The sequence below is a fragment of the Streptomyces sp. NPDC054863 genome (assembly GCF_053610825.1).
Window position 1 is genome coordinate 1 of record NZ_JBSGZD010000116.1, and the last position, 15,351, is coordinate 15,351.

14 protein-coding genes and 1 tRNA gene are annotated in these 15,351 nt (G+C 70.1%); 10 read left to right on the plus strand and 5 right to left on the minus strand.

What is annotated here, in order from left to right:
• Positions 1-76 precede the first annotated feature (76 nt).
• From ACWGIG_RS20975 to ACWGIG_RS20985, 3 genes are all read left to right on the plus strand, one after another.
• On the plus strand, positions 77-652 hold the full coding sequence (locus tag ACWGIG_RS20975; protein WP_453323148.1) for a TerD family protein: 576 nt from the start codon (positions 77-79) through the stop codon (positions 650-652).
• Between the two features lie 47 nt (positions 653-699).
• Positions 700-1,845, plus strand: coding sequence for a DUF475 domain-containing protein (locus tag ACWGIG_RS20980; protein WP_453323149.1), 1,146 nt, complete (start codon positions 700-702; stop codon positions 1,843-1,845).
• A 117-nt stretch (positions 1,846-1,962) separates the two neighbouring features.
• Positions 1,963-2,718: a TerD family protein gene (locus ACWGIG_RS20985; protein WP_453323168.1), complete on the plus strand. Its 756-nt coding sequence runs from the start codon at positions 1,963-1,965 to the stop codon at positions 2,716-2,718.
• A gap of 146 nt (positions 2,719-2,864) precedes the next feature.
• Here ACWGIG_RS20985 and ACWGIG_RS20990 read toward each other — a convergent pair whose 3' ends face one another.
• Positions 2,865-3,749: a TerD family protein gene (locus ACWGIG_RS20990; protein ID WP_453323169.1), complete on the minus strand. Its 885-nt coding sequence runs from the start codon at positions 3,747-3,749 to the stop codon at positions 2,865-2,867.
• A 199-nt stretch (positions 3,750-3,948) separates the two neighbouring features.
• Between ACWGIG_RS20990 and ACWGIG_RS20995 the strand changes: the two genes are divergently transcribed.
• The 3 genes from ACWGIG_RS20995 (at position 3,949) to ACWGIG_RS21005 (ending at position 8,975) form a co-directional block, all read left to right on the plus strand.
• Positions 3,949-5,121, plus strand: coding sequence for an HpcH/HpaI aldolase/citrate lyase family protein (locus ACWGIG_RS20995; protein WP_453323150.1), 1,173 nt, complete (start codon positions 3,949-3,951; stop codon positions 5,119-5,121).
• A 141-nt stretch (positions 5,122-5,262) separates the two neighbouring features.
• Positions 5,263-8,052 carry a phosphoribosyltransferase gene (locus ACWGIG_RS21000; RefSeq protein WP_453323151.1) on the plus strand — a complete coding sequence of 930 codons (2,790 nt, stop codon included), beginning with the start codon at positions 5,263-5,265 and terminating at the stop codon, positions 8,050-8,052.
• On the plus strand, positions 8,049-8,975 hold the full coding sequence (locus tag ACWGIG_RS21005; RefSeq protein ID WP_453323152.1) for an HAD family hydrolase: 927 nt from the start codon (positions 8,049-8,051) through the stop codon (positions 8,973-8,975). Before ACWGIG_RS21000 ends, ACWGIG_RS21005 begins: the two co-directional genes overlap by 4 nt.
• On the opposite strand, the gene ACWGIG_RS21010 is transcribed toward ACWGIG_RS21005, so the two are convergent.
• Positions 8,899-9,570, minus strand: coding sequence for a DedA family protein (locus tag ACWGIG_RS21010; RefSeq protein ID WP_453323153.1), 672 nt, complete (start codon positions 9,568-9,570; stop codon positions 8,899-8,901). The genes ACWGIG_RS21005 and ACWGIG_RS21010 overlap by 77 nt on opposite strands.
• Before the next feature lie 131 nt (positions 9,571-9,701).
• Here ACWGIG_RS21010 and ACWGIG_RS21015 point away from each other — a divergent pair, with 131 nt between their 5' ends.
• From ACWGIG_RS21015 to ACWGIG_RS21025, 3 genes are read left to right on the plus strand one after another with little or no spacing between them, the layout of a single operon-like run.
• Positions 9,702-10,844, plus strand: coding sequence for a histidine kinase (locus ACWGIG_RS21015; RefSeq protein ID WP_453323154.1), 1,143 nt, complete (start codon positions 9,702-9,704; stop codon positions 10,842-10,844).
• Positions 10,835-11,485 (plus strand): response regulator transcription factor, encoded by a 651-nt coding sequence (locus ACWGIG_RS21020; RefSeq protein WP_453323155.1) that lies wholly within the window; start codon positions 10,835-10,837, stop codon positions 11,483-11,485. The genes ACWGIG_RS21015 and ACWGIG_RS21020 overlap by 10 nt, the downstream gene beginning before the upstream one ends.
• Positions 11,482-12,141 carry an O-methyltransferase gene (locus tag ACWGIG_RS21025; RefSeq protein ID WP_453323156.1) on the plus strand — a complete coding sequence of 220 codons (660 nt, stop codon included), beginning with the start codon at positions 11,482-11,484 and terminating at the stop codon, positions 12,139-12,141. Before ACWGIG_RS21020 ends, ACWGIG_RS21025 begins: the two co-directional genes overlap by 4 nt.
• A 53-nt stretch (positions 12,142-12,194) precedes the next feature.
• Here ACWGIG_RS21025 and ACWGIG_RS21030 read toward each other — a convergent pair whose 3' ends face one another.
• From ACWGIG_RS21030 to ACWGIG_RS21040, 3 genes are all read right to left on the minus strand, one after another.
• Entirely contained in the window at positions 12,195-12,407 is a 213-nt protein-coding gene (locus ACWGIG_RS21030) for an FmdB family zinc ribbon protein (RefSeq protein ID WP_453323157.1), read from the minus strand.
• Positions 12,408-12,594: 187 nt separating this feature from the next.
• Entirely contained in the window at positions 12,595-14,007 is a 1,413-nt protein-coding gene (locus ACWGIG_RS21035; RefSeq protein ID WP_453323158.1) for a hypothetical protein, read from the minus strand.
• 80 nt (positions 14,008-14,087) lie between these two features.
• Positions 14,088-14,861 carry a DUF4097 family beta strand repeat-containing protein gene (locus tag ACWGIG_RS21040; RefSeq protein ID WP_453323159.1) on the minus strand — a complete coding sequence of 258 codons (774 nt, stop codon included), beginning with the start codon at positions 14,859-14,861 and terminating at the stop codon, positions 14,088-14,090.
• Positions 14,862-15,106: 245 nt separating this feature from the next.
• Here ACWGIG_RS21040 and ACWGIG_RS21045 point away from each other — a divergent pair.
• Positions 15,107-15,181 (plus strand) — tRNA-Val (locus ACWGIG_RS21045).
• Positions 15,182-15,351: the final 170 nt, after the last annotated feature.

Below are 15,351 nucleotides of genomic sequence, written 5' to 3' on the forward strand. Positions count from 1 at the left end.
CGTCGGGCCCCGCACTCCTCTGTGCGGCGCCGGACGCGCCTATCGAGAAGTTTCACCGCGGGGAGGAAGAAAGATCATGGGCGTCACACTCGCCAAGGGAGGCAATGTCTCCCTCTCCAAGGCCGCTCCGAACCTCACCCAGGTGCTCATCGGGCTCGGCTGGGACGCACGTTCCACCACCGGGGCCGACTTCGACCTGGATGCCAGCGCACTGCTGTGCAAGGACGGCCGGGTGCTCGGTGACGAGTACTTCATCTTCTACAACAACCTCACCAGCCCCGAGGGCTCCGTCGAGCACACCGGTGACAACCTCACCGGCGAGGGCGACGGGGACGACGAGTCGCTGCTCATCGACCTCTCCAAGGTGCCGACCACCGTGGACAAGATCATCTTCCCGGTCTCGATCCATGACGCGGACAACCGCGGACAGACGTTCGGCCAGGTCAGCAATGCGTTCATCCGCGTGGTGAACCAGGCGGACGGCCAGGAGCTGGCACGCTACGACCTCAGCGAGGATGCTTCCAGTGAGACGGCGATGATCTTTGGCGAGGTCTACAGGTACGGCGGAGAATGGAAGTTCCGCGCCGTTGGGCAGGGGTACGCGTCCGGGCTGCGGGGCATCGCTCTAGACTTCGGGGTCAACGTTTCGTAAAGCCCCGCCCTCGGCGGGGAGAGTCGTACTCAACGATGGGGTAGCCAGTGGTTCTGAAAACCTTCGGCTGGTCGTTCGCGGTTACCGCGCTCGGCCTGGTCGCGGCGGTTCTCTACGGGGGGTGGACCGGCTTCGGAATCGTGGCGATCCTGTCCATCCTGGAGATCTCGCTGTCCTTCGACAACGCGGTGGTCAACGCCGGAATCCTCAAGAAGATGAATGCCTTCTGGCAGAAGATCTTCCTGACGATCGGCATTCTGATCGCCGTGTTCGGCATGCGCCTCGTCTTCCCCGTCGTCATCGTGGCCATCAGCGCCAAGATCGGTCCGATCGAGGCCGTCGATCTGGCGATGACCGACAAGGACATGTACAAGCAGCTGGTGACCGACGCGCACCCGTCGATCGCCGCCTTCGGTGGCATGTTCCTGATCATGATCTTCCTCGACTTCATCTTCGAGGACCGTGACATCAAGTGGCTCGCCTGGCTGGAGCGTCCCCTCGCCAAGCTCGGCAAGGTCGACATGCTGTCGGTCTGCATCGCCCTGATCATCCTGCTCGTCACCGCGATGACGTTCGCCGTCAACGCGCACCAGCACGGTGGCACCCACGTCAACAAGGCCGAGACCGTACTGATCTCGGGCGTCGCGGGTCTGATCACGTACCTGATCGTCGGCGGTCTCTCCAGCCACTTCGAGAACAAGATCGAAGAGGACGAGGAACGCGAGCACGAGGCCGAGGAAGAGGCCAAGCGCTCCGGCAAGAAGGTCACCGGCATGGCGATGGCCGGCAAGGCCGCGTTCTTCATGTTCCTCTACCTGGAGGTCCTGGACGCGTCGTTCTCGTTCGACGGTGTCATCGGCGCCTTCGCCGTCACCAACGACATCGTCCTGATGGCGCTCGGCCTCGGCATCGGCGCGATGTACGTGCGTTCGCTGACGGTCTACCTGGTCCGCCAGGGAACCCTGGACGACTACGTCTACCTGGAGCACGGCGCGCACTACGCGATCGGTGCCCTCGCCGTGATCCTGCTCGTCACCATCCAGTACGAGATCCACGAGGTCATCACCGGCTCCGTCGGTGTCATCCTGATCGCCTGGTCCTTCTGGTCCTCGGTCCGCCGCAACAGGCGGATCGCGGCGGAAGAGGGCGGAGCGGGTTTTAAGAAACAGGACGAGGTCTCCTCCGGGGTGTGACCCGGACGGGATTGAGGAACGCTCTCCACGGGGCGGCCACACGGCACACTTGCCGCGGTGGCCGCCCCGTTGGGCTGTGACCGGGCGGCGGGGACGACAGTGATGGGGGTGGGGGCGATGGCCTTGTGGGACAGGATCCGGGAGAGTCTGGGCGGCTGGCGGGGCAGCTCCGCGCAGTTCGACTCGGGAAACGCGGCGACGAACGCCATCGAGCTGACCAAACGCCAGCCGGTGGTCTCGCTCAGCAAGCAGGGCGCCGACACCGGCAGCCTGCGGGTGAACCTCTCCTGGCGGATGCGCACCTCCGACATAGGCGGCCGGCAGAAGCACAGCGGCGGCTTCCTGAGCCGCCCCTTCAAGTTCTTCCAGCCGGAGACCGTCCAGGCGCACACCCAGGGTGTCGTCAACGTCGACCTGGACCTCGGCTGCCTCTACGAGCTGAGCGACGGCACCAAGGGCGTCGTACAGCCCCTGGGCGGCTTCTTCGGTGACATGAACGAGCCGCCGTACGTCAAACTCAGCGGCGACGACCGCTTCGGCGCCCCTTCCGGCGAGACGGTCTTCATCAACCTCGACCACCGCGAGGAAATCAAGCGGCTGCTGGTCTTTGTCTACATCTACGACCAGACCCCCGCCTTCGACCGCACCCACGCCGTCGTCACGCTCTACCCGAGCAACGGCCCGCGCATCGAGATCGCCCTCGACGAGCGCGCCCCGCAGGCCCGCTCCTGTGCCGTCTTCACCGTCGAGAACACCAAGGACGGCCTGACCGTGCGCCGCGAGGTGAAATTCGTCTACGGATTCCAGGCCGAGCTCGACCGGCTCTACGGCTGGGGACTCCAGTGGGGCCGGGGCTACAAGACGAAGACGTGAGCGGCGGGCCCGTGGAATGCCTCCGGGGGCCGGGACTCCCGGGGATCCTCCGAGGGCCGGACTCCCGGGGAGCCGCAGCCCTCGGGGAATCGGAGAGCCGGAGATGAACCGGGGAGCCCCGAGGAGCCCTGGGGGAGTCCCGGGGATCAGCCGCGGATGAACTGGGGGCCCTGCGGGGGCAGCCGGAAGTTCGGGTCCGGGGCGTGCGCCGCCGCCGCGGCCGGCTGCGGGTAGCCGTACGCCGGCTGGGTGGACGCCGACTGGGGATAGCCGTAGGCGGGCTGGGCCTGCGGCTGTGGCGGGGCCGGGTGCGGGTAGCCGTACGCGGGCCCGGCCGGGGGCGCGGACGGAGGAGTCGTCGGGGACGAGGCCGGGGACGTGGTGGGGGAAGTGGTCGGGGGCGCGGCCTGGGTGGCGGCCTCCGGCGACTGCGGGGGCACCCTGGCGGGCGGTGTGCCCCCGGCGGCCTCGCTCTCGTCCACGGAGATGCCGAACTGGGTGGCCAGACCGATCAGGCCGGTCGGATAGCCCTGTCCCACCGCACGGAACTTCCAGCCCTCGCCGCGCCGGTAGACCTCGCCGCAGATGATCGCGGTCTCCTCGCCCGTGTCCGGCTTCACGTCGAACATGGCGAGCGGCTCGCCCCCGGCCACGGTCGCGTTGTACAGCAGGATCCGCAGATCCCGCACGTCCTGGCAGGTGGCGCCCTCGGCGATGGCCTCGTCGTCGAGGGAGGCGGCGATCACGATCCGGTCGACGGAGGCGTCGAGCGAGGAGAGATCCGCCACCACGGTGTCGGTGAGACCCTCGGTGACCCGCTTCATGGACAGCTTGCGGACCAGACCCGAGGGGTGCCTGACCTGGTTGTAGAAGACGAAGTCCTCGTCGGAACGCACCAGCCCGTCCGGCCCCACCAGCAGAGCCGACGCGTCCACGTCGGGGATGCCGGGGCCGGGGGTCCACCGGAGCACGGCCCGTACGGCCGTGGCATCGAGGGGTACGTTCGCGCCCTTCAGCATCGCGTGCGTCATGCCGGTCATCCTGCCTCCCCGAGGGCGCGGCGGACAACGTGGGGGGCGTGTCCCGTACGGTCGGGGGGAGGGCCGGTGCAGAGCCCCGGTCTGCGAGTTGCCTGGAGTTCACCCGCCGGGGGAACTTCGTACACCCTCTCCTACGTACTATTACCGGCCACATGTACGACGTTCCACGCGCCAGTTCGGGGGTACTCAGATGCGTCATTTCGGGCATATCTCTGCCGGGATGCGAAGTGATCTGTTCCACCGCGAGCCGGTGGTCTTCGATGCGGACGCCCCGGCCGGGATGCTCTCGGTCGCGCTCGGCGCCACGCTCTACAGTCCGGCGACCCGGCCCCGGCTGGCCGACGACGTGCTCAAGCAGGTGGGGCGCGGAGTGGTCTCCATGGTGCTCTGCCTGGAGGATTCGATTGACGACGCCGAGGTCGAGGGCGCCGAGGAGAACCTGGTCCACCAGCTCACCGACCTCGCCGGACGTGGCCGGGACGCCCCGCTCCTGTTCGTCAGGGTGCGCGAGCCGGGGCAGATACCCGACCTGGTGCACCGGCTCGGCGACGCCGTGCGGCTGCTGTCCGGATTCGTACTGCCGAAGTTCACCGAGGAGCGGGGCGGCCCCTTCCTGGAGGCGCTCACGGCGGCCGAGGCGGCGAGTGGACGGCGGCTGTTCGCGATGCCCGTCCTGGAGTCTCCGGAGCTGCTGCACCTGGAGACCCGGGCCGAGACCCTGCGGGGCATCTCCCGCACCGTCGACAAGTACCGCGACCGTGTCCTCGCCCTGCGGCTCGGTGTCACCGACTTCTGCTCGGCGTACGGGCTGCGCCGGGCGCCCGACATGACGGCGTACGACGTCCAGATCGTCGCGGGAGTCATCGGGGACGTGGTGAACGTACTGGGCAGGTCCGACGGCACCGGTTTCACCATCACGGGCCCGGTGTGGGAGTACTTCCGGGTCCAGGAGCGCATGTTCAAGCCGCAGCTGCGCCGCAGCCCCTTCCTGGAGAGCCGGGCGGAGGAGCTGCGCACCGCGCTCATCGAGCACGACATGGACGGACTGCTGCGCGAGATCGGCCTCGACCGAGCCAACGGACTGCTCGGCAAGACCTGCATCCACCCCTCGCACGTGCTGCCCGTGCACGCCCTGTCGGTGGTGAGCCACGAGGAGTACAGCGACGCACGGGACATCCTGCGGCCGGAGAGCGGCGGCGGAGGCGTGCTGCGCTCGGCGTACACGAACAAGATGAACGAGGTGAAGCCGCACCGCGCCTGGGCCGAGCGCACACTGCAGCGCGCCGAGGCGTTCGGAGTGGCCCGCGAGGACATCGGCTTCGTGGAACTCCTGACGGCCGGGCTCACAGGACCCGTGGACTGAACCGTGACGGGTGCGGGGAGTGAGGGGAGTGCGGGGAGTGCAGGGAGTGCGGGGAACGTGGCGGGTGCGGTGAGTGCGCCGGACGCGTCGGGTGCGCCGGGCACGGCAGGTGCAGGGCAAGGAAGAGAAGCGAGGGACGACGTGGTGCGGTCCGGCAATGACGACTCGGTGTGGTCCGGAAGCTGGGTCGCGGAACGGCTGGGGGTGCGGCTTGTCGGTGAGGATGCGGGGCTGCCCGCAGGTGGGGATGCGAGGCTGTCCGCCGCCGGTGGTGCGGGCTCGGCCGGTGGCGGTGCCAGTGGCGGTGCCGGTGACGTTGCCAGTGGCGGTGATGGCGCCAATGGTGGTGGCGGTGCCGGTGATGGCGCCAGTGGCGATGGCGATGGCGGTGATGGTGCCAGTGGCGGTGCGGGTGCGGGTGCCGGTGCCGGTGCCGGTGCGGGGGCGGTTCGTGGTGAGTCGCTGAGCGATCTGCTGGGGCTCGCGCTGCGGCGCAACCCCAAGCGGGCCCACCTGCTCGTCTCGAACGTGCTCGGCAAGCACGTCCCGCAGAAACCGTCGCTGGTGTACGGCGCAGGCGTCGACCTGGGTCGGAAGGTCCGCGCTCTCCTGGGTGACCGGGAAGCCTCGCGCGCGGTGGTACTCGGCTACGCGGAGACCGCGACCGGGCTCGGGCACTCCGTCGCCGACGGCCTCGCCCTCGCCCCGTACCTCCACTCCACCCGGCGTCCTGTCGCCGGAGTGGCGACGGCGGGCGGCTTCGAGGAGGCCCACTCGCACGCCACCTCCCACCTGCTCCTCCCCGAGGATCCCGAACTCCTCGCGGGCGACGGCCCGTTGGTCCTCGTCGATGACGAATTCTCCACCGGGAACACGGTCCTCAACACGATCCGTGACCTGCACGCCCGCCACCCGCGCGAGCGGTACGTCGTCGTCGCCCTGGTCGACATGCGCTCGCCCGAGGACCAGGGGCGGCTGGCGGAGTTCGCCGCCGAGATCGGCGCCCGGGTCGATCTGATCGCCCGCGCCCGCGGCACCGTGCACCTGCCGGACGGGGTGCTGGAGAAGGGGCAACTGCTCGTCGCGGAAGAGGAGTCGAAGCAGCGGGCGCAGGTAGTACCCGAGCCGCAGCCGCAGCCGCAGCCGCAGACGCCGCCGCCGGTGCCTGAGCACCTGACGCAGCCGGTGCCCGGGCGGCACGGTGCGGCTCCGGCGTCGGAAGCCGTACGGCTGGAACTCGGCTGGCCCACGGAGATACCCGACGGCGGACGGCACGGATTCGCCCCCGCGCACCGGGCCGCGCTGGATGCCGCGCTGCCGGACATGGCCGCCCGCATCACCGAAGGGCTGGCCGGCCTCGGCCCCGGCGCCCGCGTACTCGTCCTCGGCTTCGAGGAGTTGATGTACGCGCCGCTGCGGCTCGGCCACGCACTGGAGGAGTCCGGCGTCGACGTCCGCTACTCCACCACGACCCGCTCGCCCGTCCTCGCGGTCGACGACCCCGGCTACGCGATACGCACCCGGCTCGTCTTCCCCGCCCATGACGCCCCCGCCGACGGACCCGGCGAGCGCTACGCCTACAACGTCGCGGGGGCCGGATTCGATGCCGTCCTCGTGGTGGTCGACTCGGTCGCCGACAGCCCCGAACTGCACGCCCCCGGCGGCCTGTTGGCGTCCCTCGGCGCCCACGCCGACCGCGTCCTGCTGGCAGTGGTTCCCTCGTACACACCCCCGTCCCCCTCGCCGGCACAGGAGCAGTACATGCCCCAACCCCTCCGCGGCCCCGCCTTCTCCTCGTACGCACCCGAGGACGTCGGCTGGCTCCTCCAGGACCTCTCCGACGTGACCCTGGAAGCGCCAACGGAGGAACGAGAGGAAGCGATCCAGGCGGGCGGCGCGCACTACGCGGAGTCGCTGCCGGTGGAGTACCAGCCGACGCCCGAATACCAGCAGTTGTTCCTCACCGCGCTCGACGAGTCCGCGGCGCGGATCGCGCAGGCCGTCGGCACCGTCACCGAGACCGTCCTCGCCGAGCGGTCCCCGCGCCCGGTCCTGGTCTCGCTCGCCCGCGCAGGCACCCCCGTCGGCGTACTGATGCGGCGCTGGGCGCAGTACCGGCACGGTCTCGACCTGCCGCACTACGCGGTGTCCATCGTCCGGGGCCGCGGCATCGACGCCAACGCGCTGCGCTGGCTCGCCGCCCACCACGACCCGGCCGACGTCGTCTTCGTCGACGGCTGGACCGGCAAGGGTGCCATCACCCGTGAACTCGCCGACGCCCTCGCCGAGTTCCACGCGGCGGAAGGCATCGAGGACACCCTGCACGGCTTCGACCCGGAGATCGCCGTCCTCGCCGACCCCGGCTCCTGCGTCCGCACCTACGGCACCCGCGAGGACTTCCTCATCCCCTCCGCCTGCCTCAACTCCACGGTCTCCGGCCTGATCTCGCGCACGGTGCTGCGCGCCGACCTGGTCGGCCCCGACGACTTCCACGGCGGGAAGTTCTACCGGGAGCTCGCGGACACCGACGTCTCCACTCTCTTCCTCGACACGGTCGCCGCCCGCTTCGACGAGGTGGCCGACCAGGTGACGGAGGAGGTCAAGGCCCTCCAGGGCCAGGACCGCGCCCCCACCTGGGAAGGCTGGGCGGCCGTCGAGAGGATCAGTGAGGAGTACGGCATCCACGACGTCAACCTGGTCAAGCCGGGCGTCGGCGAGACCACCCGCGTGCTGCTGCGCCGGGTCCCCTGGAAGATCCTCGCCCGCCGGGGTGCGGGCGCCGACCTCGGTCACGTACGCCTGCTGGCCGAGCAGCGCGGCGTACCGGTCGAGGAGGTCGACGACCTTCCGTACACCTGTGTCGGCCTGATCCACCCGCGCTTCACCCGGGGCGCGACGGGCGCCGACGGCAAGGCGGTGGACACCAAGTGAGTACGTCACAGGACACCACCCCCGGCACCGACGCAAGCACCGTGTCGGACACCGCCCCCGTCCTGGTCGCCAGTGACCTCGACCGGACCCTCATCTACTCGTCCGCCGCACTCGGCCTGCGCATGCCCGACGCGCAGGCGCCGCGTCTGCTGTGCGTCGAGGTGTACGAGGGCAAGCCGCTCTCCTACCTCACCGAAACCGCGGCGGGGCTGTGGGAAGCACTCGCGTCGGAGGCCCCCCGTACGCTCTTCGTGCCCACCACGACCCGGACCCGTGAGCAGTACCAACGCATCCACCTCCCGGGCCCCGCACCGCGGTTCGCGATCTGTGCCAACGGCGGGCACCTCCTCGTCGACGGCGTGTCCGACCCCGACTGGCAGGACCTGGTCGCCCGCCGGCTCGCCGATGAGTGCGCCCCGCTCGCCGAGGTCCGCGCCCGCCTGGCCGACGCGGCCGACCCCGCCTGGCTGCTGAAGGACCGGGTCGCCGAGGACCTCTTCGCCTACCTGGTCGTCGAGCGCACCCTGCTCCCGGAGGGCTGGGTCAAGGAACTCGCCGCATGGGCCGAACCGCTCGGCTGGACCGTCTCCCTCCAGGGCCGCAAGATCTACGTGGTCCCCGCCCCGCTGACCAAGAGCGCCGCCGTCCGCGAGGTGGCCCGCCGCACCGGCGCCGCGCTCACCCTCGCCGCGGGGGACTCCCTCCTCGACGCGGACCTGCTGCTGGCCGCCGACCGGGGCTGGCGTCCCGGCCACGGCGAACTCGCCGACGCGGGGTGGAACGCCCCGCACGTCACCGCCCTTCCGGAGAGCGGTGTCGCGGCAGGGGAGGAGATCCTCCGCCAGTTCATCCGCGCGTCCGCCGCGGGCCCGCATGCTGGGCCTGCTTCCTGGCGTCCTTCCCCTTCCCCTTCTTCTTCTTGAACACCCGCACTCCCACGAAGGCCGCGACCGCGAACACCGCCACGACCAGAACCACCTTCGAGTACACCGAGACATAACCCGTCACCTCCTCCCAGTTGTCGCCCAGCAGATAACCGGCAAGCACGAAAAGGGTGTTCCACACCGCGCTGCCGAGCGTGGTGAGCCCCAGGAACACGGGTATCGACATCCGCTCGATACCCGCCGGGACGGATATGAGGCTGCGGAAGATCGGGATCATCCGCCCGAACAGCACCGCCTTCGCCCCGTGCTTGGCGAACCACGCCTCGGTCCGCTCGATGTCCGATACCTTCACCAGCGGCAGCTTCGCGGCTATCGCCACCGTCCGGTCACGGCCGAGGAGCGCGCCCACCCCGTACAGAGCGAGAGCTCCGACCACCGAGCCGGCCGTCGTCCACAACAGGGCGGCCCACAGGCTCATTTGGCCCGTGCCCGCCGCGAATCCGGCCAGCGGCAGGATCACTTCGCTCGGGAGCGGCGGAAAGAGATTCTCCAGGGCGATGGCCAGGCCCGCGCCGGGTGCCCCCATGGTCTCCATGAGGCTGTTGATCCACTGAGGTGCGCTGCTTTCGATCATGCGTTCCACGCTACGGACCGGGTCCTGAAGGCACACTGAAGAAAACCGTCGGGCCGGCTGCGGGACACCGCAGGAAAAGACTGCGGTTTCCCGCAATGTGCGGACCGACCGGGCCGGGCTACGTTCTGATCATGAAAGCGTTGGTACGACGCGGAGTGCGGATCGCGGCGGGGCTGGCACTGGGGGCCTGCACCGCACTCGTCGAGCTGCTCCTCACTCTGGTCTCCGCAGTGGTTCTGCTGCTCGTCCTGGCCTGGCCGCGGGGACGGCGCGCGGTGCTGCGTCCGGTGTCCGTCGCGGCGGTGTGGCTGGCCACGCTGGAGCGCAGACGCCTCGCGGTCCTGCTCGATATCCACGTCTCCCCTGTGTACGACGCCGGCCGCGCCCTGCGCTACCTCGCCGTCCGCTGGCTGCCGGGACTGCTGGGGGCGGTGGTCCTGGTGTACATAGTGGTCGGCGCCGGTTTCGGCACCTTCTTCGCGTACGGCTGGATCATCGAGGACATCGACAACCCGCTCACGGTCGCCCTCTCCAGCGCCGCCGGGCTCCTCCTCTTCCTGCTCTCCGCCCAGGGAGTCTTCGGGCTCGCCCTGCTCGAAAGGAAACTGGCCCAGCACTTCCTCGGCCCCAGCCCTTCCGAAGTCCTGGAGAACCGCATCCTCGAACTGGCCGCCAGCCGCGCCGGAGTGGTGGAAGCGGTGCAGGACGAGCGCCGCCGGATCGAGCGCGACCTGCACGACGGTGTCCAGCAGCGGCTGGTCGCCCTCGGCATGCTGATCGGCCGCGCCCGCCGCAGTCAGGACCCTGCGCACGCCCGTCACCTGCTGCTGCAGGCGCACGAGGAGAGCCAGCGCGCCCTGACCGAGCTGCGGGAGGTGGCCTGGCGGGTGCACCCGACGGTGCTCGACGAGGCGGGCTTCCGAGCCGCCGTCGAGACGGTCGTCGAGCGCTGCCCGATGCCGGTCATGGTGCACTACGGAGACTTCAACACCGAACCTGCGCGCGCCCCTTCGACCGTTGCGTACTTCGTGGTCGCGGAGTCCGTCACCAACGCCGTCAAACACTCCGGCGCGAGCCGCCTCTACGTCGAACTCGACTGGCGCGACAGCATTCTGCGCGTCAGCATCGAGGACGACGGCGTGGGCGGCGCCGATCCGGCCGGGGGCGGGCTGACCGGGCTCAGCCGCCGGGTCGCAGCGCTCGACGGCAGTCTCCGGGTCGACAGCCCGACCGGCGGGCCCACCACCATCACCGCGGAGATCCCATGCGCGTAATCCTGGCCGAGGACTCGACCCTGCTGCGGGAGGGGCTCGTGCGTCTGCTCCTGGAGGAGGGGCACGAAGTCCTCGCCGCCGTCGCCGACGCCGATGCGCTGCTCGCCGCGGTCGAGAAGTCCCCGCCGGACGTGGTCGTCGCGGACGTCCGGATGCCGCCCACCCACACCGACGAGGGGCTGCGCGCCGTACTGGACATCCGCAGCCGTCGGCCCGACGTCGGAGTGCTGGTCCTCTCCCAGTACGTCGAGAAGCGGTACGCCACCGAGCTGCTCATGGACGACTCGGGCGGCGTCGGCTACCTCCTGAAGGACAGGGTCGTCCAAGTCGACGAGTTCCTCGACGCGTTGGAGCGGGTCGCGGCCGGTCAGGCGGCCTTCGACGAGGAAGTCGTCCGGCAGTTGCTGCGGCGCTCCAACGGCACCGACCCGCTGTCCCGGCTGACGGACCGGGAGCGCGAGGTGCTCGCCGAAATGGCCCAGGGGCACACCAACCCCTCGGTGGCCAAGCGGCTGCACATCTCGCTGAGCGCCGTCGAGAAACACGCCAACGCGATCTTCGACAAGCTCGGACTCAACGGGAGCAGCGGCTACAGTCGCCGCGTTCTGGCCGTACTCAGATATCTGGGGAGCAGTGCATGAGCAGGGGTAACAGCACGAAGCTGACCGACGAGTTGTACGCCTACACCCTCGACCACAATCAGCCGGTGGACGCGGTGCAGCGCAAGCTGATCGCGACGACGTGGGAACGCTTCCCGGATGCGGCAGGCATGCAGTCGGCCGAGGAGCAGGGGCCGTTGCTCGCCTTCCTGGTGCGGCTGACCGGGGCCCGGCACATCGTCGAGGTCGGCACCTTCACCGGGTTCTCCGCGCTGTCGATGGCGCAGGCGCTACCCGAGGGCGGCCGGTTGATCGCCTGCGACGTGTCGGAGGAGTGGACGGCGTACGGGCGCGAGGCGTGGGCCGAGGCGGGGGTCGCGGACCGGATCGACCTGCGGATCGCACCCGCGCTGGAGACGCTGCGGGCGATGCCGGCCGAGGAGCACATCGACCTCGCCTACCTGGACGCGGACAAGGGGAACTACATCGCGTACTGGGAGGAGTTGGTGCCGAGGATGCGGCGGGGCGCTCTGATCGTGAGCGACAACGTGCTGTTCCACGGGCAGGTGGTGGATCCCGCGGCGACGGGGAGCGCGGCTGCGATCAAGGAGTTCAACACGCATGTGGCGGGGGACGGGCGGATGGAGAGCGTGATGCTGGCGATCTCGGACGGCATCACGCTGTCTCGTAAGCGGTGAACGGCTGAACGGCTGAGCGGCTGAGCGGTTGAACGGGCGGGTGTGGGGGCTGGTCAGCTGCAGCAGCCGCCGCCACAGCAGCCTCCACCTCCGGACGGGGCGGGGGCGGAGGATGCGGACGTGCCGCCGACGGCCACGGCGGAGAGCAGCTTGACCGTGTCCTCGTGGCCCGCCGGGCAGGGGGCGGGGGCGGAGGAGTCGGCCATGGGGCGGGAGAGTTCGAAGGTGGTGGCGCAGGCGCGGCAGCGGTATTCGTAGCGGGGCATGGGGACAGGGTAGTGCGGTCGCCGGTGGGGGCGGGAGCGAGCATGGGCCGGGGCGAGGGGGTGCTCCGCGTGGGGGCCGGCCCCTTGCCCACCCTCCCCCAGGCTCTTGAGGAGCAGGGGAGACCGAGACCCCACTGCCCCAGGGGCAGCCCCTGAGCCTGAGGGGGCTGGGTGGCGCGGGGCCGGGTCAGGTGGTGGTGCTTCGTGCTTCGCGGATTTCGGTCACCACTCGGGTGACTGTGCGGCGGACCGCTTCTGTTTCCGTGAGGAAGTGCCAGTAGTCGGGGTGGCGGCCCTCCAGGGCGGCGATGGCGCGGTCCAGGCGGGCCACCGCGTCGTCCAGGGGACGGGCGTGGCGGGGGTCCGGGGTGTTGCGTCCGGCCATCGCCAGGCGTTGGGCGTCGCGGATGGCGAAGCGGGTGCGCTGGATTTCCTGTTGCGGGTCCTTGGACACCGCGTTCAGCCGCTGGAGGCGGTCGGACGCTGCCGAGACCGCTTCGTCGGTGCCGTTGAGGAGGGCTCGAACCGTGCTGAGCAGGGACGTGGCGTCCGGCCAGCGCTGTTCGTCGCGGGCCTTGGAGGCTTCCTTCAGACGCTGTTCGGCCAGGCGTACGTGCTCGGCGGCCTCGGCCGGGACCTGCTGGAGGTCCTGCCAGCACGCCGCGGTGAAACGGCGCCGCAGCTCGCTCAGTACCGGGTCGACCTTGCCGGCGCGGGTCGTGAGGGCCTGCGCCCTGGTGCGGAGGGAGACCAGGCGTTTGTCGATCTCCGCAGCCCGCTCCGGGAGCCGTGCCGCTTCCGCTCGTACCGCTTCGGAGTCGCGGGTCACCTTCTCCGCGCGGGAGAGGGTCTCGGGCACGCCGTGCTGGCCGGCGCCCTGGTTCAGCTTGGTCAGCTCGGGGGCGAGGGCCGCGAGCCGGGCCGCGAGATCGTCCGCACGCAGGCCGGCGGCCCGTACCGCATCCAGTGCGTTGCTCGCGGCGAGGAGGGACTGGCGGGCCCGCTCCACCGCCGGGGCCAGCCGGGCGAGCTGGGTCTCCGCCTTGTCGAGCAGCGGCCCGAGGCTCTGCGAGAACCGGTCGAGCTCGCCCTTGACCCGCAGGAGCTCGTCCTTGGCCTTGCCCAGGTCGGCCCGGGCCCGCGACGCGTCGCCCGTGTCGAGGTCGTCGCGCTCCAGATCGTGGGCGTCGACGGCGGTGATGTAGGTGTGCGAGACCTCGTCGATGCGCTGCCCGAGCGTCGCGAACTGCGCCGCCGTGCGCTGGGCGCCCGGCGAGCTGTCCACCGCGGAGATCGTCTCGATCGAGATCCGCAGGTCCCGCTGCGCGGTGTCCAGGTCGTAGAACGCGGCTGCGGCAGCGTCCTTCGCCGCCTGTGCGTCGGCCCGCGCGCTCTCGCTGCGCCCGCCGAACCAGCGCCGGGTGCCGCCGCCCGCGAAGGAGGCGAGGGAAAGGGGCAGGAGGGCCGCGGGCAGCAGCATCAGGGTCAGGACTTCCCGGACACCGCGGGGTGTCGCATGCGGACCGGATCCCGGATCAGGACGGCGGGGTGCCCGACGGCGTACTCGCTGCGTGTACGGCTGCGCGTCTGTCGCCGTCACATCCCTCTCCCGTGCTGTGTCCGCCTGCCTGGCCCGGCGTGTTCATTGTCCCACCAGGTAATGACGAACACACGGGTCGGTTAGTTCACGCTTTGGAGAGTGATTTCTCCGTTGTCGCTGCGGGCCTTCACCACGTGGGTGCTGCTGTCGGCCTTCGGCACGTCCACGGTGATCTTGCCGTTGTCGGTCGACGCGTCCACCCGGTACGTCGACTTCGGCAGGCCGAGGCGGACCGCACCGTTGTTGCTGCGGCTGTCCACCAGGTCGGGTACGGCGGTGAAATTCAGCTTGACCTGTCCGTTGTCGGTCTTGGCGTGCACGGACTTCGCGGAGATTCCCTCGCCGCTGACCTTCCCGTTGTTGCTCTCCAGGTCGAGCTCGGCGCCGCTCATGTCCTTGATGCGGACCTCGCCGTTGTCCGTCTTGACCTTCAGGTCGGTGTCGAAGCCGGTCGCCTGCACACGGCCGTTGTCGTTGTCCACCGTGAGCTCGATGCCGCGCGGCACCTTCACCGAGTGCCGGGCCTCGCAGTTCGCGGAGATGCCCGAGCAGCCCACCTTCAGCGTCAGGGTGTCCCCGTCGATCTTCCACACGGGGTCGGGACCGCTCCCGAGGAACACCCACCCGTCCACCTGCCGCTCGACCTGGATCTCCTTGACGTCGGCCGGGACCAGGTCGATGGCGGAGTTGTCGGACTTGATGGTCAGGGTCTTGCCGCTGAACGCGAAGTTCTTCTTCTCCACCGGCGCTTCCGAGGCGTCCGAGCTGCCGCAACCGGTGGCGGCCAGGGCGACGAGAACAGCCCCGCCCGCGGCGAGAAGGGTGCGGGTCCTGCGTGCGGTCCGGACTGCCATGGTGGTTATTCCCCCTGCTGCGTACGGTCGGTGTGCCTCCACGATAGGAACCCGGTCCACCCCCGCACGATCCGGCCGCCCACAGCATCAGGGTGGGGGTAACCCCCGGCCCGGTCCCTGATCTGGCCCCGGTCCGGCCTTGGCGCGATCCTGGTCCGGCCCCGGATCCTCCCCTGACCAGCACACGTCCCGGATCTGGTTTGCGGAGGTGCCCCCTTCGCCATGTACGCTGTTGCCTCATGCCCGGGCGCGTAGCTCAGGGGTAGAGCGCCGCCCTTACAAGGCGGATGTCGGCGGTTCGAAACCGTCCGCGCCCACCAGTCTCAGGACATGAACAAGGCCCAGGTCAACCGGTGTGATTCCGGCTGATCGGGGCCTTGTTTCTTTCCCCGGAGTCCCCGGAGTCCCCGGAGTCCCCGGAGTCCCCGGAGTCCCCGGAGTCCCCGGAGTCCCCGGAGTCCCCGGAGTCCCCGGAGTCCCCGGAGTCCCC

Excerpts from the sequence above, each read along its gene's own strand:
- ACWGIG_RS21030 (WP_453323157.1), bottom strand. The coding sequence starts at position 12,407 with ATGCCCCGCTACGAATACCGCTGCCGCGCCTGCGCCACCACCTTCGAA.
- ACWGIG_RS21020 (WP_453323155.1), top strand. The coding sequence starts at position 10,835 with ATGCGCGTAATCCTGGCCGAGGACTCGACCCTGCTGCGGGAGGGGCTC.
- ACWGIG_RS20990 (WP_453323169.1), bottom strand. The coding sequence starts at position 3,749 with ATGACGCACGCGATGCTGAAGGGCGCGAACGTACCCCTCGATGCCACG.
- ACWGIG_RS20985 (WP_453323168.1), top strand. The coding sequence starts at position 1,963 with ATGGCCTTGTGGGACAGGATCCGGGAGAGTCTGGGCGGCTGGCGGGGC.
- ACWGIG_RS21015 (WP_453323154.1), top strand. The coding sequence starts at position 9,702 with ATGAAAGCGTTGGTACGACGCGGAGTGCGGATCGCGGCGGGGCTGGCA.
- ACWGIG_RS21040 (WP_453323159.1), bottom strand. The coding sequence starts at position 14,861 with ATGGCAGTCCGGACCGCACGCAGGACCCGCACCCTTCTCGCCGCGGGC.
- ACWGIG_RS21025 (WP_453323156.1), top strand. The coding sequence starts at position 11,482 with ATGAGCAGGGGTAACAGCACGAAGCTGACCGACGAGTTGTACGCCTAC.
- ACWGIG_RS20975 (WP_453323148.1), top strand. The coding sequence starts at position 77 with ATGGGCGTCACACTCGCCAAGGGAGGCAATGTCTCCCTCTCCAAGGCC.
- ACWGIG_RS20995 (WP_453323150.1), top strand. The coding sequence starts at position 3,949 with ATGCGTCATTTCGGGCATATCTCTGCCGGGATGCGAAGTGATCTGTTC.
- ACWGIG_RS21010 (WP_453323153.1), bottom strand. The coding sequence starts at position 9,570 with ATGATCGAAAGCAGCGCACCTCAGTGGATCAACAGCCTCATGGAGACC.